The sequence below is a fragment of the Teichococcus coralli genome, assembly GCF_009829925.1.
Taxonomy (GTDB): domain Bacteria; phylum Pseudomonadota; class Alphaproteobacteria; order Acetobacterales; family Acetobacteraceae; genus Pseudoroseomonas; species Pseudoroseomonas coralli.
This window is the reverse complement of record NZ_SNVJ01000003.1, coordinates 215,401-235,123: the sequence shown is the minus strand read 5'-3', so window position 1 is coordinate 235,123 and position 19,723 is coordinate 215,401. Positions and strand designations below refer to the sequence as shown.

The window sequence follows — 19,723 nt, the reverse complement described above, 5'->3', positions numbered from 1 at the left end:
CGGCGTGCTGTCGCACTTCCGTCGTATGACTGTAGGAATTGTGACGCGGTGTTGCCGAAAGGCGTCAGGTGGCCTGTAAGCCGGGTTCTGTCCACGCCTCCGGCGAACCGGCGGCGTGCGGCGACCATTCCTCTGGGACATGCCTTGCGGCATGCCTCACGCGGCCAACCCGGGTGACGGGGCGGGAAAGCCCCCCGCGGACGGATTCCTCGCGGAATCCCCGCCGGCCACCCCTATTCGGCCTTGCTCCCGGTGGGGTTTACCATGCCGCCCCCGTCGCCGGGGGCGCGGTGCGCTCTTACCGCACCGTTTCACCCTTGCCGGGGCGGCGAACCGGCCCGGCGGTTTGATTTCTGTGGCACTTTCCCTGGGGTCGCCCCCGCCGGCCGTTGGCCGGCACCGTATTCCCGTGGAGCCCGGACTTTCCTCCAGCCATGGGGCCTGCCCATGACCAGCGGCCGCCCGGCCACCTGACGCGGGGGCATAACTGTCGCCGGCAAGGGCTGGAGTCAATCGGTGCCGCGGCAGGATAATTCAGTCAGGGGTTGATTCGCCCAGGCGGGCCACAGCCTCCAGACGCGCGAGCGTGCCGGCATCGGCCTGGCCGTTCACGCGTTCCTGGCGCCAGTGCCGCTGGAAGGCGGTGAGCGCCGCCGCCGGCCGCGCCGCGTCCACGGGGTAGCCGATCCGCGCCAGCAGCGCGGCGGCCCGCGCCGCGCCGTCGGGCGGCAGGCTGGCATCCTCGCCCGGCACGCCGGCCGGCCAGAGCCCGATTCCGTTCGCCGCCAGCCCCTCCCAGTCGAACAGTTCGCCAGGGTCCTGCTTGCGGTCCGGCGCGATGTCGCTGTGCGCCACCACATTGCGCGCAGGAATCGGGTGGAGCGCCAGGATCTCCAGGCAAAGCTCCGCCACCGCCGCCATCTGCAGGGCGGGGAAGGGGTGGTAGCCCCATTCGTGGCCGGGGTTCACCACCTCGATGCCGATGCTGCGCCCGTTGAGCGTGCTGTTGCCGCGCCAGAACGAGGCGCCGGCATGCCAGGCGCGGCGCGATTCGGGCACCAGCCGCCAGACCAGCCCATCCTCCTCCACGAGGTAGTGGCAGGAAACGCGCGGCAGCGGCGCGGGCGGCGCGGGGTCGCAGAGACGGTCAAGCGCGGCCTTGGCCGTCGGCATGCCGGTGTAGTGCAGCACCAGCGTGTCGATCGGCGTGCCCGCGGGGCGGTCGTCCTGGTTCGGGCTCGGCCGCTCGCGGATGGCGAGGCGGCTTCCGCTCCACATCAGAGGTCGCGCTCCCGCTTGACGCGGTCCCAGGCGGCGTTGATCTCGGCCATGCGGGCGGAGGCGCGGCGAAGCTGCTCGGGCGGCACGCCCCGCGCCGCCAGCCCGTCCGGATGGTGTTCGCGGATCAGCCGGCGCCAGGCCAGCCGCACCTCCTCGTCCGTCGCCGAGGCGGCGATGCCGAGCACCGTGTAGGGGTCGGGCTCGCGCGGCATGCTCAGTGGCGGCACGCGGGACTGCGGCCCGCCGGGCTCGTCCAGCTTGAAGCTGCGGCGCACTCTGGCCAGGAAGGTGGCCTCGCTGCGCGTCAGCGGGCCGTCGGCGCGGGCGATGTGGTGCAGCGCCGTCATCACCTCCTCCAGCATCGCCCGGTTGTCGGCGAAGACCTCGCCCATCCGGTTGGCGAAGGCCTCGTAGCCGGAGGCGTCCTCGCGCGCCTTGTCGAACAGCAGGCCGACCTCGCGCTGGTTCTCGAGGGGGATGCGGAAGGCGCGCTTGAAGGCGTTGATCTCCTCCCGCTTCACCGCGCCGTCGGTCTTGGCGAGCTTCGCCGAGAGCACGATGACGCCGATCGAGAAGAGCTGGTCGCGGTTGGTGATGCGCGCGAGGGCCTCGGGCCGGCTATCCAGCTCCGGCGGGCGGTTGGTTCCCTCGTCGGCGGCGTGGCCGAGCGCGGCGCCCACCACCGCGCCGAAGGGCCCGCCCATCGCGAAGCCGGTGACGCCGCCGAGGATCTTCCCCCAGAAACTCAAGTTCCGATCGCCTCCGCTGCTGCGCACCTGCTTCCGTCCACCCCTACCACGCCGCGCGGCGCGCTGCCATGGCATCCCTGGGGCATGCCTGGGGCATCCCGGGGCGTCCCTGGGGCATCCGGCGGCGTCTGTCCTCTTGCGCCCCGCGCGCCCGGGCGCCACACGGGAGGCCGGATTCTGGGAGATGGCGCCATGGGCGGCTGGCAGTTCTGGATCGATCGGGGCGGCACCTTCACCGACATCGTGGCGCGCGATCCGGCGGGGCGGCTCTCCACCCGCAAGCTGCTTTCCGAGAACCCCGGCCGCTACCAGGACGCGGCGGTGGCCGGCATCCGCGCCTGCCTGGGCCTGGCGGCCGGGGCGGCGATCCCGCCGGGCACGATCGCCGCGGTGAAGATGGGCACCACCGTCGCCACCAACGCCCTGCTGGAGCGCAAGGGCGAGCGGGTGCTGCTGCTGGTCAACCGCGGCTTCGCCGACGCGCTGCGCATCGGCAACCAGGCGCGGCCGCGCCTCTTCGACCTCGACATCCGCCTGCCCGAGCTGCTGCATGAGCGGGTGGCCGAGATCGGCGGCCGGCTGGCGCCCGACGGGCGCGAGATCGAGCCGCTGGACGAGGCGGCCGCCCGCGCCGCGCTGCGGGAGGGCTATGACGCCGGCATCCGCGCGGTGGCGATCGTGCTGATGCATGCCTGGGTGGCGCCGGAGCACGAGCAGCGGCTCGGCGCCCTGGCCCGCGAGGCCGGCTTCACCCAGGTCAGCCTGAGCCACGAGGCATCTCCGCTGCCGCGCATCGTGCCGCGCGGCGACACCACGGTGGTGGACGCCTACCTCTCCCCGATCCTGCGCCGCTATGTGGAGCAGGTGGCGACACAACTGCCAGGTGTGACACTCTATTTTATGCAGTCCTCCGGAGGGCTGACGCTGGCGGAACAGTTCCAGGGCAAGGACGCCATCCTTTCCGGCCCCGCCGGCGGCATCGTCGGCGCCGCCCGCACCGCGGGAATGGCCGGTTACGACCGCATCATCGGCTTCGACATGGGCGGCACCAGCACCGACGTCGCCCTCTATGCAGGCCAGTTCGAGCGCGCCTTCGAGACCGCGGTGGCCGGCGTGCGGATGCGCGCGCCGATGATGGCCATCAACACCGTGGCGGCGGGCGGCGGCTCCATCCTGGCCTTCGACGGCGCCCGCTTCCGCGTCGGCCCGGAAAGCGCCGGCGCGGTGCCCGGGCCGGCCTGCTACCGGCGCGGCGGCCCGCTCACCGTGACCGACGCCAACGTCATGGTCGGCAAGATCCAGCCCGCGCATTTCCCGCCGATCTTCGGCCCCGATGCCGACCAGCCGCTGGACGCCGCCGTGGTGCGGGAGCGGTTCACCGCCCTGGCGCGCGAGATCGCCGCCGCCACCGGCCAGCCGGAGCAGGACCCGCGCGCCGTGGCCGAGGGCTTCCTGCGCATCGCGGTGGCCAACATGGCGCAGGCGATCAAGCAGGTCTCGATCCAGAAGGGGCACGACCCCGCCCGCCACGCCCTGCAATGCTTCGGCGGCGCCGGCGGCCAGCATGCCTGCCGGGTGGCCGACGCGCTGGGCATGGACACCGTCTTCATCCACCCCTTCGCCGGCGTGCTCTCGGCCTATGGCATGGGCCTCGCCGACCAGAGCGTGATCCGCGAGACCGCCGTCGAGGCACCCCTCTCGGCGGACGGCATGACCGACCTCTCCGCCCGCGTGGCGGGCCTGGAGACCGAGGGCCGCGCCGCGCTGGAGCAGCAGGGTGCCGACCCCGAGCGCCTGCGCGCCGAGCCGCGCCTGCACCTGCGCTATGCCGGCACGGACACCTTCCTGCCCGTGCCCTTCGGCGCCTATGAGGCGGTGCTGGCCGGCTTCACCGAGGCGCATCGCCGCCGCTTCGGCTTCGCGACGCCGGAGCGGCCGGTGCTGGTGGAGGCCTGCGTGGTCGAATGCATCGCGCCCGGCGAGGCGGTGGACGAGCCGCGGCTTCCGCCGCGCGCCGCCGGCGAGGCGCTGGCCCCGCTGGCCACCGTGCCGCTCTTCACCGAGGGTGCGGAGCATGCCGCGCCGGTCTTCGACCGGGAGGCGCTGCGTGCCGGCGACCGCATTCCCGGCCCCGCCCTGGTTCGCGAGAGCACCGCGACCACCGTGGTCGAGCCCGGCTGGACCGCCGAGGTGACCCCGCTCAACCACATGATCCTGCACCGCACCGCGCCGCGCGCCGCGGCCCGGGTGGGGGAGGGTGCCTCCGAGCGGCCCGACCCGGTGCTGCTGGAGCTGTTCAACAGCCTCTTCATGAGCATCGCCGAGCAGACCGGCACGGTGCTGCAGAACACCTCGCTCAGCGTGAACATCAAGGAGCGGCTGGACTTCTCCTGCGCCATCTTCGACGCCGAGGGGCGGCTCGTGGCCAATGCGCCGCACGTGCCCGTGCATCTCGGCGCCATGGGGCAGAGCGTGCGCACCGTGATCGCCAGCCGCGGCGCGACGCTGAAGCCGGGCGACGTGGTGGCGCTGAACAACCCCTACAACGGCGGCACCCACCTGCCGGACATCACCGTCATCACGCCGGTGTTCGACGAATCCGGCACGGAAATCCTGTTCTTCCTCGGTAGCCGGGGGCACCATGCGGATGTCGGCGGCCTGACGCCCGGCTCCACCCCGCCGGATTCCGCCACCCTGGAGGAGGAGGGCGTGGTCATCGACGACTTCCTGCTGGTGGATGGCGGGCAGTTCCGCGAGGCGGAGTTCCGTGCCCTGCTGACTGGGGCGAAATACCCGGCGCGAAGTCCGGACGTGAACCTCGCCGACATCAAGGCGCAGGTGGCCGCCAACGAGACCGGCGTGCAGGAGCTGCGCCGCGCCATCGGCCAGTTCGGGCTGCCCACCGTGCGCGCCTACATGCGCCATGTGATGGACAATGCCGAGGCGGCGGTGCGCGGCGTGCTCGACCGCCTGCAGGATGGCAGCTTCGCCTACACCATGGATGACGGCGCGCCGCTGCACGTCGCCGTGCGGGTGGACCGCGCCGGCCGCCGCGCCACCATCGACTTCACCGGCACCGGTCCGCAGCGCCCCGGCAACTTCAACGCCCCCGCGGCGGTGACGCGCGCCGTGGTGCTCTACTGCTTCCGCTGCCTGGTGGGGGAGGACATCCCGCTCAACGACGGCTGCCTGGTGCCGCTCGACATCGTCGTGCCGGAGGGCTCCTTCCTCTCGCCGCGCCCCGGTGGGCCGGGCGGGGGGGCGGCGGTGGTGGCGGGCAACACCGAGGTCTCGCAGGCCACCGCCAACGCCCTGCTGGCGGCGCTCGACGCCTGCGCCGGCGCCCAGGCGACGATGAACAACCTGCTCTTCGGCGACGACCGGTACCAGTACTACGAGACGGTCTGCGGCGGCATAGGCGCGGGGCCTGGCTTCCACGGCGCCTCCGCGGTGCAGACCCACATGACCAACACCCGCATGACCGACCCGGAGATCCTGGAGCTGCGCTATCCCGTGCGGCTGGAGGAGTTCGCCATCCGCCGCGGTTCCGGCGGGGCCGGGGAATGGCGCGGCGGCGACGGCGCGCGGCGCCGCATCCGCTTCCTCCGGCCGATGACGGCGATCATCGTCGCCTCCCGCCGCGACGTGCCGCCGCACGGGCTGCATGGCGGCGCCGACGGCGCGCCGGGCCGGCAATGGGTGGAGCGGCTCGATGGCGCGCTCCAGCCGCTCGGCGGCCGCGACCGCGCGGAGCTTGCGGCCGGCGAGGTGCTCGGCCTGGAGACCCCCGGCGGCGGCGGCTGGGGCCGCGCGGCCGGCTGATGCGGCAGCGCGCCTCCCGCTCCTTCGGCCGCCTCCTCGGCCGGCCCCTCGGCCGCCGCCTGACGATTGCCGGGCTGGTGCTGCTGCCGGTGCTGCTGGCGGTGGCGCTGTGGTTCGTGCCGCGCTTGACCGACTGGAACGAGCACCGCGACCGGCTGGCCATCCTGGCCGCCGGCCGGCTCGGCCAGCCGGTGACGCTGACCGGTCCGGTCAAGCTGGCGCTGCTGCCGCAGCCGATGCTGGAAGCGGGGGGCGTGACCATCGGCGGCCCCGATTCCTCCATTTCGGTGGAGGCGCGCGCGCTGCGGCTGCGGCTGGACTGGCTGGCGCTGCTGCGGCTGCGGCTGGAGCCGCGCGAGGTGACGCTGGTGGGCGCCGAGATCCGCCTGCCCTGGCCGCCGGTGCCCGGCCAGTCCTTCCGTCCGCCACCCTGGCTGACCGGCTTGCAGGGCCGCATCCAGGATTCCCGCGTGATGATCGGCCAGCTGGGGCTGGAGCGGGTCACCGCCACCCTTGCCGCCGGCGCCGCGACCGACGCCGTCCAGATCACCGGCCGCTTCCGGTGGCGGCAGACCGAAGTGGCCTTCGAGATCGCCCTCGGCCGCCCTGGCGGCGACGGGGCGGCGCCGCTCACCCTGACACTCTCGGGCGGCAAGGCGTCGCTTTCGGCAAGCGGCGTGCTGCTGCCCGAAGGCGGCTTCGAGGGCAGCCTGCAGGGCGGCGGCAGCGACCTCGCGGCCCTGCTGCCCGCCCCCTCCGGCAGCTTCCGCCTGCGTGGCCGCCTCAGCGTCACCGCCGAGCTGCTCACGGCCGAGGACCTTGTGCTCGACGTCGCCGGCACGCCGGCGCGTGGCGCCGCGACGCTGCGCGTGGCGCCGGCGCCGCGGCTGGACCTGGCGCTGGCCACCAGCCGGGTGGAACTGGACCCCTGGATCGCCGCGCTGCGGCGCGCCGGGCCCTTGCCGCTGCCCTTCGGCCTTGATCTTTCCGCCGAGGCGGCGGGTTTCCGTGGCCTGACGCTGCGCCGCCTGCGCGGCGCCGCCCTTCTGGCGGGCGATCGCCTGACCCTGACCGATGTCGGCGCCGTTTTGCCCGGCGACACCGAGATCGAGCTTTCCGGCGCCACCACCAGCCGCCCGCCTGCGGCAGGGCAAGGCGCGGCCGCCGGCAGCGGCGAGCGGCTGGAGGCGAGGGTGCGCTTCCAGGGCACCATGCTGCGCGGCACCCTGCTGGCGCTCGGCCTGCCGCTGGAAGGCACGCGGCCGGACCGCCTGCGCGAGGGCGAGGGCCGCTTCCGGCTGGTGCTCGACGAGACCCAGGCGGCAATTCCCGAGTTCACCGCCACGCTGGACGGCGGGCGCGTCTCCGGCGCCGGGGTGCTGCGCTTCGGCAGCCGCCCGGCGCTGGGTGTGGGCCTTACCTTCGAGCGGCTGCCGCTGGACGGCTGGCTTCGCCCCGGGCTGGAGTGGCCGGCCGCGCAGGCCTGGCTGGCCGGCATGGACGCCAACCTCCGGCTTTCCGCCGAGCGGGCCCAGTGGCACGACCTGAGCATCCAGGGCCTTTCCGCCGACGCCTCGCTGGAGAATGGCCGCCTGACCGCGCGCCGCCTTTCCGGCCGGCTGGCGGGTGGCGACGTGGCGCTTTCCGGCGTGGCGCAGCTTGGCCCGGCGCTGCAGCTCTCCGACCTGGCGCTGGAGGTCAACGCGCCCGGCGCCGCGCAACTCCTCGCGCTGGTGCCGGGCGACTGGCCCGACCAGGTACCGATCGGGGAGGCGGCGCTGGCGCTTCGCCTCTCCGGCAGCGGTCCGCTGGGCGCGCTGGCGCTGCGCGGCAGCCTTGAGCTGGGCGACCTTCGCGCCGAGGCCAGCGGCATGCTGGACCTGCCGGGCCGCCGCTACGCCGGCGGGCTGACGCTGCGCCACCCCGGCGCGCCGCGCCTGCTGGGCGAGCTGGCCGGGCTCGCCGCTCCGCCATGGCTGGGGGAGGGTTCCTTTTCGCTGGTCGGCAACCTGACGGCCAGTCCGGAGGCCGTGCATGCGGAGAGCTTCGACCTCGTGGCCGCCGGGCTGCGGCTGGGCGGCCTGCTCGACCTCAACCTGGAGGGTGCGCGCCCCCGCCTTTCCGGCCGCCTCGCCGCCGAGCGGCTGCCGCTGCCCGGCTTCGACTGGAACGCGCGCGATCCCTTTCCCCTGGCGCCGCTCTCCCGCTTCGACGCGGAGCTGCCGGTGCGGGCGCAGCGCGTCGAGCCGCTCGGCCTGCCGCCGCTGGAGGCTGCGACCGCGGCGCTGCGGCTGCGGGATGGTGTGCTGGAGCTGAACGACCTGAAAGGGCTGTTCGCCGGCGGGCAGCTGGATGCCGGGCTGAGGGTGGAGGCTGGCGCCACGCCGCCGGTGTTCGAGGCGCAGGGGCGGCTGGCGGGGGTCGCCCTTGCGGAGCCGCTGCCGGGCCTGCCGGTGGATCTGAAAAGCGGCCAGGTGGAGGCGGAGGCGAGCCTGCGTGCCGCGGGCCACAGCCCGGCGGCGCTGATGGCCACGCTGGGCGGCCAGGCCCAGGTGGCGGTGCGCAACGGTGTCCTGGAGGGCACGGACCTGCGCGCCGCCCTGGCGGTGTCCGAGCAGGCTTCCCTGAGCGAGGCGGAAAGCAGCCTCCGGCAGGCGCTGCTCGGCGGCGCCACCGCCTTTGGGGCGCTTCAGGCGCGGCTGCGCTTCCAGTCCGGCCATGTGGTGCTGGAGGAAGGCCGGCTGGCCCTGCCCGAGGCGCCCGATGCCCGCCTGGGCGGCGAGTTCGACCTGGCCCGTGGCGGCATGGACCTGCGGCTCGTGCTGCGGGATGGCGAGGCGCCGGAATTCGGCCTGCGCATGACGGGCTCGGCGGCCAGGCCGAGGCTGGTCCCTGAAATGGCCGATTGGTTGCGCTGGCGGGCGGAACGCTAGCGCCGCCGGGGCGTTAGCCAGAGGTCACACCCTTGCAGGAGGCCTTGCCGGATGCGCCTCGCCCACCCGTTTCTTCTCCTGGCGCTGCTTGGCCTCGTCGCCTGCGGGGAGGAGGCCCGCCTGCCGGTTTCCGCCGGCACCGGCCCGAACCCGCAGCTGCCCCCGCCGCGGCAGAGCTGGATTCCCACCGTCAACGTGGCTCCCGCCCAGGGCTGGCCCGAGGGCGCCATGCCCATCGCCGCGCAGGGGCTTCGGGTTCAGGACTTCGCCGGCGGCCTGCAACACCCGCGCTGGCTGCATGTGCTGCCGAACGGGGACGTGCTGGTGGCGGAAAGCGACGCGCCGCCGAAGCCGGAGGACGGCAAGGGCGTCAGGGGCTGGATCATGGGCCTGCTGATGCGCAAGGCCGGTTCCAGGACACCGAGTGCCAACCGCATCACCCTGCTGCGCGACACCGACGGAGACGGCGTGGCGGACCAGCGCAGCATCTTCCTGGAGGGGCTGAACTCCCCCTTCGGCATGGCGCTGGTGGGGAACGACCTCTACGTCGCCGACACCGATGCGGTGCTGCGCTTCCCCTATCAGGCCGGACAGGCACGCATCGCCGGGCAGGGCAGCAAGGTCACCGGCCTGCCGGCCGGCCTCCTCAACCACCACTGGACCAAGAGCCTGATCGCCAGCCCGGACGGCGCGCGCCTCTACGCCACGGTTGGCTCCAACAGCAACGTCGGCGAGAACGGCATGGAGGCCGAAGAGGGCCGCGCCGCGATCTGGGAGATCGACCGGGCGAGCGGCGCCAAGCGCCTCTTCGCCACCGGCCTGCGCAACCCGAACGGCATGATGTGGGTGCCGGAAACCGGCGCGCTCTGGACCGCGGTGAACGAGCGGGACATGCTCGGCAGCGACCTGGTGCCGGACTACATGACCAGCGTGCGGGATGGCGGCTTCTACGGCTGGCCCTACAGCTATTACGGCCAGCACCTCGACCCCCGGCCGGACCCGCAGCGTCCCGACCTGGTGTCGCGCGCCATCGTGCCGGACTATGCCCTGGGGCCGCACACCGCCTCGCTGGGCCTCGCCTGGTCCGGCGCGGGCGAGGGGGCGATGCCGCCCCCCTTTGCGCAGGGCGCCTTCATTGGCCAGCACGGTTCCTGGAACCGCCGGCCGCCCAGCGGCTACAAGGTGATCTACGTGCCCTTCGAGGGCGGGACGCCGAGCGGGCCGCCGGTGGACGTGCTGACCGGCTTCCTGGATGGGGAAGGAAACGCGCAGGGCCGGCCCGTGGGCGTGACGCTGGACGGGCGCGGCGGCCTGCTGGTGGCCGACGATGTCGGCGGCCATGTCTGGCGGGTGAGCGCGGGGCGCTAGGGAGCGGTTCCCGTTCGCCTGGGCTGACGTCAAATGCTCCAGCTCTTTGGTTTAAGGAGCATCGTCACCAGGGCAGGTGATCCCGCCAGATCGGGCCCTCCCCTATCGGGACCTTTTCCGGGCGGCAGGCGCCGAGGGCGCTCACTCCTGCTGCCCGTCCCGGCTGGCCACCAGCGCATGCACCCGCAATGCGCTGGCGAGCGGCCGGTCCGGCTCCGCGCGGGCGGCGTCCACCTGCTGAACCAGCGCCGACAGCGTGAGGCCCCGCGCCGCCGCCAGTTCCTCCAGCGCCGACCAGAACTCCGTCTCCAGCGCCACGCTGGTGCGGTGCCCGGCCAGGGTGAAGGAGCGCTTCAGCAGGTGGGGCCCGGTCATCCCGCGCCTGCCAGCGTTGCGCCGGGGCTCACCATCTCCTCCGGCTTGACCCAGGTGTCGAAGTCCTCGGGCTTCACGAAGCCGAGCTGGTCGGCCGCCTCGCGCAGCGTCAGGTTCTCGGCCAGCGCCTTCTTGCCGATCTGCACGGCCTTGTCGTAGCCGATGCGCGGGTTCAGCACCGTCACCAGCATCAGCGACTTGGCCAGGTTCTCGGCGATGCGCGCCCGGTTGGGCTCCAGCTTGTCTACCATGTTGTGGGCAAAGCTCTCCGCCACGTCGGCGAGCAGCGTCGCCGACTGCAGCGCGGCATTGATGATCACCGGCTTGAAGACGTTCAGCTCCAGGTGCCCCTGGGCGCCCGCGACGGTGATCGTGGTGTGGTTCCCCATGACCTGCGCCGCCACCATTGTCATGGCCTCCGACTGCGTGGGGTTGGTCTTGCCCGGCATGATGGAGGAGGAAAGCCCGTCGGCGGGAATGAACAATTCCGAGAACCCGCTACGCGGGCCGCTGCCGAGCAGCCGGATGTCGTTTGCGATCTTGTTGAGCGAAACAGCCAGTGTGTTCAGCACACCGGAAAGTTCAACAAAGGCGTCCTCCGCCCCCATGCCCTCGAACTTGTTCGGATTGGGCTGGAAGTCGAGCCCGGTCAGTCCGCGGATTCGTTCGCAAAACGCAACATCGAAGTCCTTGTGGCGGTTGAGCCCGGTGCCGACGGCGGTGCCGCCCTGCGGCAGCAGCAGCAACCGCGGCAGGGCGCCGCGCAGCCGGTCCTGGCCATGCGCCACCTGCGCGGCCCAGGCGGCGAATTCCTGGCCCAGCGTCACCGGCACCGCGTCCATCAGGTGGGTGCGGCCGACCTTGACGATGTCGCCCCATTCCTGCGCCCGCCGCTCCAGCGCCTGCCGCAGCACGCCGAGGGCGGGCACGAGGCGCTGCGTCACCGCCTCGGCGGCGGCGATGTGCATCATGGTGGGGAAGCTGTCGTTGGAGGACTGACCACGGTTGACGTGGTCGTTCGGGTGCACCGGCTTGCGGCTGCCGAGCGGCTGGCCGAGCATCTCGTTGGCGCGGTTCGAGATGACCTCGTTGGCGTTCATGTTGGTCTGGGTGCCGGAGCCGGTCTGCCAGACCGGCAGCGGGAAGTCGGCGTCGCGCCGGCCCTCGGCGATCTCGGCGGCGGCGGCGACGATCGGGTCGGCCAGCTCGGCCGGCAGCTCGCCGAGCTGCCTGTTGGCCTCGGCGGCGGCCTGCTTCTGCAGGCCCACGGCACGGATCAGGCCGCGCGGGAAGTGTTCCGAGCCGATGCGGAAAAGGCGCCGGGCGCGCTCGGTCTGCGGCCCCCAGTAGCGCCCGGCCTCGATCTCGATGGTGCCGAGGCTGTCGGTTTCGGTGCGGGTATCGGCCATGTCCGGGCTCCTGCCTGTGGTGAGGTGCAGGTGGGAAGCCGGGCAGCCCGGGAACAGGTTGCGCAGGTGGAAGCCGGCCCGTCCGGGGACGGGCCGGGCGAGGCTACCAGTGCCGGTAGCGCGGCGGCGGCGCGTAATAGGCCACCGGCGGGGGCGGCGCGTAGTAGGCCACCGGAGGCGGCGGCGGGGGCGGCGCGTAATAGGCCACCGGCGGGGGGGCGTAATAGTAAGCGGGCGGCGGCGGCGGGGGCGGCGCGTAGTAGGCCACCGGAGGCGGCGGCGGGGGCGGCGCGTAATAGGCCACCGGCGGGGGGGCGTAATAGTAAGCGGGCGGCGGCGGCGGGGGCGGCGCGTAGTAGGCCACCGGAGGCGGCGGCGGGGGCGGCGCGTAATAGGCCACCGGCGGGGGGGCGTAATAGTAAGCGGGCGGCGGCGGCGGGGGCGGCGCGTAGTAGGCCACCGGCGGCGGCGCGGCCTGCGCGGCCACGCCGCCAAGCAGCGCGCCCACCGCCAGTCCGCCAATCACGCCGGCGGCAACGGCGCCGCCATTGCCGCCATGGCGGTGCCAGCCGCCGGCCTGGGCGGCTGGGCTGGCCAGCATCAGCGCGGCGCCGGCCGCACTGGCAAGGAACAGCGAACGGATCGGTTTCATCGTGGTGCCCTCCGGGCCTGACCCTGGCATCATACCCCGGATCGGCGCGGGATTATGGCGAAGCCAGGGTATGATCATGGCCGCCGCTCAGGCGGCCGGCCCATAAGTGGCGATTTCGATGAGGTTTTCATCGGGGTCGCGGCAATACACCGAGGTGATCGGGCCGAGCGCCCCGGCCTTTGGCACCGGCCCCTTCTCGATGGTCACGCCGCACTCGTGCAGGTGGGCGATGACGTCCTCCGCGGTGACCGCGACAATGAAGCAAAGGTCCTGCGTGCCCGGCGCGGCGGCGGTGCCGGTGAACCATTCCTCCTGCGTCGCCGTCTGCGGGCGCAGGTTGATCTTCTGGCCGCCGAAGCGCAGCGCGTTGCGCCGCTGCTCGCCGAAGGCCTCCCGCTCCATTCCCAGCACCCGCTGGTACCACGAGGCGCTCACGTCCACGTCCCGGCAGGTGATCACCAGGTGGTCGAGCCGGTCTACCGCGAAGCGCATGCCTTACTCCTTCCTGGCGCCGATGCGCGCCGTGACCTCGATTTCGATCCGCATTGCCTCGGCCTGCAGCCCGGCATGGAGCAGCGTCGCGGCCGGGCGCGCCGTGCCGAGCCATTTGCGCGTGACCGGCCAGCAGGGCTCCCAGTCCTCGCGCCGCGGCACGATGTAGGTGACGCGCACCACATCCTCCATCGCCGCGCCCGCCTCGGCCAGGGCGGCGGCGATGTTGCGGAAGGTCTGCTCGCACTGCTCCACCACGCCCTCCGCGATGGTCATGCTGGCATAGTCGTAGCCGGTGGTGCCGGAGACGTAGACGGTGTCCCCCGCCACCACGGCGCGGGAATAGCCGATCCGCTCCTCGAAGGGGCTGCCGGAGGAGATCAGGCGCCGGCTCATGCGGCGGCCCCGCCGGCGCAGCGCTCGGGCCGGTGCCGGCGCTCGGTGGCGGCCGGAAAGCGCGCCAGCTTTTCCGCCGGGCGCACCGGCCGCGCCAGCAGCTCGCCGCCGCAGTTCGGGCAGCGCCCGCCGAGCCGCGCCTCGGCGCAGTCCCGGCAGAAGGTGCATTCGAACGAGCAGATCAGGGCGAGGCGGGAGTCCGGCGGCAGGTCGCGGTCGCAGCACTCGCAGTTGGGCCTCAGCTCCAGCATCGCCTCACCTCCCCGGGGTGGCGCGACCCGGCCATGGCCGAGTCGCGCCGCGACTCACTCCAGGCCGTCGTAGAAGTCGTTGCCCTTGTCGTCCACGACGATGAAGGCCGGGAAGTCCTCGACCTGGACCTTCCAGATCGCCTCCATGCCGAGTTCCGGATATTCCAGTACCTCGACCTTGCGGATGCAGTCCTGCGCCAGCCGGGCGGCGGGACCGCCGACCGAGCCCAGGTAGAAGCCGCCATGCGCCCTGCAGGCGTCCCGCACGGCCTTGGAGCGGTTGCCCTTGGCCAGCATCACCAACGAGCCGCCGGCGGCCTGGAAGCCGGCCACGTAGCTGTCCATGCGCCCGGCGGTGGTGGGGCCGAAGGAGCCGGTGGGCATGCCCTCCGGCGTCTTGGCGGGCCCGGCGTAGTAGACCGGGTGGTCCTTGATGTACTGCGGCAGGCCCTCGCCACGGTCCAGCCGCTCCTGCAGCTTGGCATGGGCGATGTCGCGCGCCACCACGATGGTGCCGGTCAGCGAGACGCGCGTCTTCACCGGATGCCGCGACAGCTCGGCGCGGATCTCGTCCATCGGCCGGTTGAGGTCGATCTTGACCACCTCGCCGCCCAGGATCTCGTCCGTGGTCTCGGGCAGGAAGCGGGCCGGATCATGCTCCAGCGCCTCGATGAACACGCCGTCCCGGGTGATCTTGGCCTTGATCTGCCGGTCGGCCGAGCAGGAGACGCCGATGCCGATCGGCAGCGAGGCGCCGTGGCGGGGCAGGCGGATCACCCGCACGTCGTGGCAGAAATACTTGCCGCCGAACTGCGCGCCGATGCCGAGGTTCTGCGTCAGCTTGTGGATCTCGGCCTCCAGCTCCGGGTCGCGCAGGCCGTGGCCGGAGCGGTCGCCGGTGGTCGGCAGTTCGTCCAGGTAGCGGGTGGAGGCGAGCTTCACCGTCTTCAGCGTGGTCTCGGCCGAGGTGCCGCCGAGGACGATGGCCAGGTGGTAGGGCGGGCAGGCGCTGGTGCCCAGCGTCTTGATCTTCTCCTCCAGGAACTTCAGCAGCTTCTCCTTGTGCAGCACGGCACGGGTCTGCTGGTAGAGGAAGGTCTTGTTGGCCGAGCCGCCGCCCTTCAGCACGAACATCAGGTGGAACTCGTCGGCGTGGTGGTCGCCGGGCGCGGCGTAGATGTCGAACTGCACCGGCAGGTTGTTGCCGGTGTTGACCTCCTCGAAGGTCGAGAGCGGCGCCATCTGCGAGTAGCGCAGGTTGGTCTCGGTATAGGTGCGGTGGACGCCGTAGGAGAGTGCCTCCTCCTCGTCGCCCTCGACCCAGACCCGCTGGCCCTTCTTGCCGAAGACGATGGCGGTTCCGGTGTCCTGGCACATCGGCAGCACGCCGCCGGCGGCGATGGAGGCGTTCTTCAGCAGGTCGAGCGCCACGAAGCGGTCGTTGGCGCTGGCCTCGGGGTCCGTCAGGATCTTCGCCAGCTGCTCCAGGTGGCCCGAACGCAGGAAGTGGGACACCTCCCTGCAGGCGGCGAAGGCCAGCTCCTCCAGCGCGCGCGGCGACACCTTGAGCACGGTGCGGCCCTCGACCTCGATCGCCTTCACGCCCTCGATGTCGAGGCGCCGGTAGGCGGTCTTGTCCGCGCCGAGCGGCAGCATCGGGCTGTAGCGGAAGCTCTCGGGCCGCTGCGAGACCGGCATCCCGGCATCGGTTTCGTTGACCGGGGTATCGGAAAGCGGGGCGGCGGGGGGGATGTTGTCGTCAGGGGACATCGGGACGCTCCGGCATGACGGGCAGGGCAGGCGTCGCCTGGGCGGCGGCGTCGTCGGGTTGCGGGCAGTGGTAGCGCAGGCCGCGCGGCAAACCAACCGGGCGCGGGGCCCGGCCGGGAAGGGGCAGGACTCAGTCGCGCGAGGGGCGGCGGCGGAAGGCGTCGAGGCTGACCACCTGGGCCGGGCCTTCCTCGGCCTCCGGCTTCGGGTCGGCCTCGTCGCCCTGCTCGGCCATGGGCGCCGGACCCGGCTCGGCCGCTGTCTCCTCGCCGGGCGCCTTGGCCGGCGCCTCGGCCGAGGGGAAGCGCAGGCCGACCCGGACATGCGGGTCCCAGAAGGCGGTGAGGGCGTTGATGGGAATGGTGAGGGTGGCGGGCACCCCGCCGAAGGAGAGGCCGGCGGTGAGAAAGCCCTTTTCGCGCTCCACCTTCAGGTCCCAGAACTGGTGCTGGAGGACGATGGTCATTTCCTCGGGGTAGCGGGCCTTGAGGTGGGCCGGCATCGCCACGCCGGAATGATCGGTGCGGAAGGTCAGGTAGAAGTGGTGCTCGCCGGGCAGGCCGTTGGCGCCAGCGTGTTCGAGCGCCTTCAGCGCCACCTCACGCATCGCCTCCTCGGTCCAGCGATCGTAGGGTAGCAGGCTTTCCACTGGCTTGTTGTCTTCAGTCATGCACTCCACCCCACCGGACGCCCGAAACAATGGAAGACCCATAGCGGTGCCGGCAATCAGCGGAAAGTAGGCGCAGCCAGAAAACGAAGTGGGGGGATTCTGTTGCCCGGTTCCCCCCGGACCGCGCTTACCTATTTAGGCAGCGAGCGCCACAGCCTCGCGGCTGTTATCGTTGGCACTTGTGATATAGCCCGATGACGGTGGTACAATGCCGGGCAAAAGACGGGTCTTTACCGCGCGCGTCGAGCCTGTTTCGTCCCCATGCGAGCCACAGGCCGAGGCCTGGGCCAAAACTGGTGGAGACGCCGGGCACTGCCCCCGGGTCCGCAACGCTTATTCCACACGCCGTTTATCGCCATAGCCGCCCGAAGGCGAGCAGGCCGGATATAGACCCTCCCTCGCCCGATTGCGAGGGGGGAGGGCCGCCTTTTTCGGCCATGCCGGAGCTGGCCGGCGCGTGCCCTTGTTGCCGCGCCCCACCGCCCCCGGCTACACCCCGGCGCGACGCGCGGCACGCCTGGCCGCGGACTCCAGACTTGAGGATGTTTCCCAGATGGCACTTACGGCAGCGCAGCTTCAGGAGCTGGCCGAGGCGAAGGCGGCGCGGGCGGAAACCCGGCGCCCCACCGTGCCGGCGCTGGAGGCCATGCTGTTCGAGCCGGTGCCGGTGCTCGACCACGGCTTCGTCCGGGTGGTGGACTACATGGGCGACGACGCCGCCGTGGTGCAGGCCGCCCGCGTTTCCTACGGGCGCGGCACCAAGGCCGTGCTGGAGGACCGCGGGCTGATCCGCTACCTGATGCGGCACCGCCACTCCACGCCCTTCGAGATGTGCGAGATCAAGTACCACGTGAAGCTGCCGATCTTCGTGGCGCGGCAGTGGATCCGCCACCGCACCGCGAACGTCAACGAATACTCCGCGCGCTACTCGATCATGGACCGCGAGTTCTACCTGCCCGCGCCGGAGCACCTGGCGGCGCAGTCCGCCAGCAACCGCCAGGGCCGGGGCGAGGTGCTGCAGGGCGCCGAGGCGGCGCATGTGCTGGACCTGCTGCGCGAGGATTCCCTGCGCAACTACGACCACTACCAGGAGATGCTGAACGCGGACGAGGAGGGCAAGGTGCTCGACCCCGCCCGCCAGGGCCTGGCGCGCGAGCTGGCGCGGATGAACCTGACGCTGAACGCCTATACCCAGTGGTACTGGAAGACCGACCTGCACAACCTGCTGAACTTCCTGAGCCTGAGGGGCGATCCGCACGCGCAGTACGAGATCCGCGCCTATGCCGAGGTGATGATGGCCTCGCTGGAAGCCTGGGTGCCGGCGGTGGCCGAGGCCTTCCGCGACTACCGGCTCGGCGCCGTGACGTTCTCGGCGCAGATGCTGGAGGTGGTGAAGCGCCTGCTGGCCGGTGAGGCGGTGGAGCAGGCCGGCAGCGGCCTTTCCAGGCGCGAATGGCGGGAGCTGATGGAGCAGCTCGGCCGTCCGGCCTGAGCTTTCCCGCCATGGCCGCTCCCCCGCGCTCCGCGCGCCCCGCCGGCGCACCGGCCCGGCGGAAGCCTGCGGGCGGCCGCGCCAGGCTGGGCGGAGGCGGCCTGCGGCGCTGGCTGCACGATTTCCCCTGGCGCCGGTGGCTCGCCGTCATCATCTGTGTGGCGGTGCTGCTGATCGGCGTGCCGCTGGCGCATGCGATGCTGGGCGATCTCGGGGCCCTGCTGCTGCTGACGGGCTGCGGCGGCTTCGCGCTCGGCCGCGCCACCGCGCCCCGCCGCCTGGCCGGGCCGGCACCGCGCAAGGGCCGCGCGCAACAGGGTTGAGCGGCCGGGAAGGGGTTCTGCGATGGTCTGGCTGCTTCTTGCCGTGCTGCTTCTGCTGGGCTTCCCGGCGATGCTGGTCATCGCCTCGTTGTCCTTCGGCCTCTGGTTGGTCTGGCTGGTGCTGGCGCTGATCTGGGGCGTCATCACCTTCGTGCTGCACGATGCGCCGCTGGCGCTGCTGGTGGTCGGCGCGCTCTATGTCGGCTACCGCTACGGCCGGAAACGGCAACAGGAAGACGGCGCGCTGCACCCGCGCTGAGCGGCAGCAGGTCGGGGGGAAGGAATTTCCCCCGAACCCGCCATCTTCCTTTTGTCGGCCGTGGTGCGGCGCTGGCCGCCAGCGCGCGAAGGCGGGGGAAACGGAAGGGGGCGAGGGGAATCCCTGCCCCCAGCCTGTTCCTTCATTCCACCACGATCTTCGGCGCCGCCGGGCGTGCCGCCAGCTTCCCCCGCAGGCGCCGGGCGATGCCGCGGTAGCGCCCGGCCTCATCGCTCTCCGGCTTCGCCATGACGATCGGCGTGCCGGCGTCCGCCAGCTCGCGGATCTCCAGCTTCAGCGGCAGCTCGCCCAGGAACTCCACGCCCATCCGCTCCGCCTCGGCGCGGGCGCCGCCATGGCCGAAGATGTTGGCGGTGTGTCCGCAGTTCGGGCAGCAGTAGTAGGACATGTTCTCGATCAGCCCGAGCACGGGCACGCTCACCTTCTCGAACATCCGCACCCCGCGCCGGGCGTCGATCAGCGCCACGTCCTGCGGCGTGGAAACGATCACGGCGCCGGCCAGCGGCACCCGCTGGCTCATGGTGAGCTGCGCGTCGCCGGTGCCGGGCGGCATGTCCACCACCAGCACGTCGAGCGGCCCCCATTCCACCTGGCCGAGCATCTGCTCCAGCGCGCCCATCACCATCGGGCCGCGCCAGATCATCGGCGTCTCCTCCTCCACGAGGAAGCCGATGGACATGGCCTTCAGCCCCCAGCGGGAGAGCGGCAGGATGCGCCCGCCGGTGGCGCGCGGCCGCTCGCGGGTGCCGAGCATCTGCGGCAGGGAGGGTCCGTAGATGTCGGCATCCAGCAGCCCGACCCGCAGCCCGTCGGCGGCGAGCGCCACGGCGAGGTTCACCGCCGTGGTGGACTTGCCAACGCCGCCCTTGCCGGAGGCGACGGCGACAATGGCGCCGACCTCCGGCAGCAGCATCGGCCCCTGGCCCGGCGCCGGGCGGCTGGCGCGGGCGGCGCCTGGGGAAGGGCCAGCGGAGGGGCCGAGCGCGGGCGAGGGGCCGCCGGCCGGCGGCAGGCCCGGCGCGGCGGCGGGGCGATGCCCCCCCTGCGCCGGCGCGGCCTGGATGTCGCGGTGCGCGGTCAGCACGCAGGTGGCGGAAAGCACGCCGGGCACCGCCGCCGCCGCGCGCTCCGCCGCCGCGCGCAGCGGCTCCAGGGCGCGCGCCTGCTCGCGCGGCACGGCGAGCGCGAACTGCACCATCCCGTCGCGCGCGGAGAGGCCCTGCAGCATGCCGGCGGCGACCACGTCCTGCCCCGTCTGCGGGTCGCGCACCGCGCGCAACGCGGTCCGCACCGCCTCGGTCAGTGTTTCCGACATCGCTTGAAAACCCCTCGCTCGCGGACAATATCGGCCAAGCCCCCGTCGGATTGCATTGCGCCGAATTCATGTTGCGCATTGCGCCCGGCCCGGACAGGGCGACATATGGTTCGACCCTGTCGCGCATGCACCGCCTTCGCGCAAG

The 19,723-nt window shown here is 72.5% G+C and carries 17 protein-coding genes and 2 other RNA genes; 6 read left to right on the top strand and 13 right to left on the bottom strand.

What is annotated here, in order from left to right; genetic code table 11:
- Nucleotides 1-60: 60 nt before the first annotated feature.
- The 3 genes from rnpB to E0493_RS05010 form a co-directional block, all read right to left on the bottom strand.
- Nucleotides 61-474, bottom strand: an RNA gene (gene rnpB / locus E0493_RS05020) — RNase P RNA component class A.
- A gap of 60 nt (nt 475-534) precedes the next feature.
- On the bottom strand, nt 535-1,278 hold the full coding sequence (locus E0493_RS05015; RefSeq protein WP_160935824.1) for an N-acetylmuramoyl-L-alanine amidase: 744 nt from the start codon (nt 1,276-1,278) through the stop codon (nt 535-537).
- A complete protein-coding gene (locus E0493_RS05010; RefSeq protein ID WP_160935823.1) occupies nt 1,278-2,030 on the bottom strand; it encodes a TerB family tellurite resistance protein in 753 nt (250 codons plus the stop codon). The genes E0493_RS05015 and E0493_RS05010 overlap by 1 nt, the downstream gene beginning before the upstream one ends.
- A 192-nt stretch (nt 2,031-2,222) precedes the next feature.
- On the opposite strand from E0493_RS05010, the gene E0493_RS05005 reads away from it, so the two are divergent.
- The 3 genes from E0493_RS05005 to E0493_RS04995 are packed head-to-tail and all read left to right on the top strand — an operon-like array spanning nt 2,223 to nt 10,153.
- Nucleotides 2,223-5,852, top strand: coding sequence for a hydantoinase B/oxoprolinase family protein (locus E0493_RS05005; protein ID WP_160935822.1), 3,630 nt, complete (start codon nt 2,223-2,225; stop codon nt 5,850-5,852).
- Nucleotides 5,852-8,785, top strand: coding sequence for an AsmA family protein (locus E0493_RS05000; protein WP_160935821.1), 2,934 nt, complete (start codon nt 5,852-5,854; stop codon nt 8,783-8,785). Before E0493_RS05005 ends, E0493_RS05000 begins: the two co-directional genes overlap by 1 nt.
- 51 nt (nt 8,786-8,836) lie before the next feature.
- Nucleotides 8,837-10,153: a PQQ-dependent sugar dehydrogenase gene (locus tag E0493_RS04995; protein WP_160935820.1), complete on the top strand. Its 1,317-nt coding sequence runs from the start codon at nt 8,837-8,839 to the stop codon at nt 10,151-10,153.
- A 141-nt stretch (nt 10,154-10,294) separates the two neighbouring features.
- Here E0493_RS04995 and E0493_RS04990 read toward each other — a convergent pair whose 3' ends face one another.
- From E0493_RS04990 to ssrA, 9 genes are all read right to left on the bottom strand, one after another.
- Nucleotides 10,295-10,528: a ribbon-helix-helix domain-containing protein gene (locus E0493_RS04990; protein WP_160935819.1), complete on the bottom strand. Its 234-nt coding sequence runs from the start codon at nt 10,526-10,528 to the stop codon at nt 10,295-10,297.
- A complete protein-coding gene (locus E0493_RS04985) occupies nt 10,525-11,937 on the bottom strand; it encodes a class II fumarate hydratase (RefSeq protein WP_160935818.1) in 1,413 nt (470 codons plus the stop codon). The genes E0493_RS04990 and E0493_RS04985 overlap by 4 nt, the downstream gene beginning before the upstream one ends.
- A 103-nt stretch (nt 11,938-12,040) precedes the next feature.
- Entirely contained in the window at nt 12,041-12,589 is a 549-nt protein-coding gene (locus E0493_RS23035) for a hypothetical protein (RefSeq protein ID WP_202396913.1), read from the bottom strand.
- Between the two features lie 87 nt (nt 12,590-12,676).
- Entirely contained in the window at nt 12,677-13,081 is a 405-nt protein-coding gene (locus E0493_RS04980; RefSeq protein WP_160935817.1) for a VOC family protein, read from the bottom strand.
- Nucleotides 13,082-13,084: 3 nt separating this feature from the next.
- The gene (locus tag E0493_RS04975) at nt 13,085-13,477 is read right to left on the bottom strand and encodes a RidA family protein (RefSeq protein WP_160935816.1); all 393 of its coding nucleotides are present in this window, start codon (nt 13,475-13,477) and stop codon (nt 13,085-13,087) included.
- Nucleotides 13,474-13,728, bottom strand: a complete 255-nt coding sequence (locus E0493_RS04970) for a DUF1272 domain-containing protein (RefSeq protein ID WP_160935815.1) — start codon at nt 13,726-13,728, stop codon at nt 13,474-13,476. The genes E0493_RS04975 and E0493_RS04970 overlap by 4 nt, the downstream gene beginning before the upstream one ends.
- A gap of 54 nt (nt 13,729-13,782) precedes the next feature.
- A complete protein-coding gene (locus E0493_RS04965; protein WP_160935924.1) occupies nt 13,783-15,426 on the bottom strand; it encodes a fumarate hydratase in 1,644 nt (547 codons plus the stop codon).
- Between the two features lie 202 nt (nt 15,427-15,628).
- Nucleotides 15,629-16,168 carry an SspB family protein gene (locus E0493_RS04960; protein ID WP_160935814.1) on the bottom strand — a complete coding sequence of 180 codons (540 nt, stop codon included), beginning with the start codon at nt 16,166-16,168 and terminating at the stop codon, nt 15,629-15,631.
- 87 nt (nt 16,169-16,255) lie between these two features.
- Nucleotides 16,256-16,584: a transfer-messenger RNA gene (gene ssrA / locus E0493_RS04955) on the bottom strand.
- 137 nt (nt 16,585-16,721) lie between these two features.
- Between ssrA and thyX the strand changes: the two genes are divergently transcribed.
- The 3 genes from thyX to E0493_RS04940 are packed head-to-tail and all read left to right on the top strand — an operon-like array spanning nt 16,722 to nt 18,242.
- Complete coding sequence (gene thyX, locus E0493_RS04950) at nt 16,722-17,660, top strand: FAD-dependent thymidylate synthase (RefSeq protein ID WP_160935813.1); 939 nt, start codon at nt 16,722-16,724, stop codon at nt 17,658-17,660.
- Nucleotides 17,661-17,671: 11 nt separating this feature from the next.
- Entirely contained in the window at nt 17,672-17,983 is a 312-nt protein-coding gene (locus tag E0493_RS04945; protein ID WP_160935812.1) for a hypothetical protein, read from the top strand.
- A 22-nt stretch (nt 17,984-18,005) separates the two neighbouring features.
- The gene (locus E0493_RS04940; protein WP_160935811.1) at nt 18,006-18,242 is read left to right on the top strand and encodes a hypothetical protein; all 237 of its coding nucleotides are present in this window, start codon (nt 18,006-18,008) and stop codon (nt 18,240-18,242) included.
- A gap of 142 nt (nt 18,243-18,384) precedes the next feature.
- On the opposite strand, the gene E0493_RS04935 is transcribed toward E0493_RS04940, so the two are convergent.
- Nucleotides 18,385-19,578 (bottom strand): Mrp/NBP35 family ATP-binding protein, encoded by a 1,194-nt coding sequence (locus E0493_RS04935; protein ID WP_160935810.1) that lies wholly within the window; start codon nt 19,576-19,578, stop codon nt 18,385-18,387.
- Nucleotides 19,579-19,723: the final 145 nt, after the last annotated feature.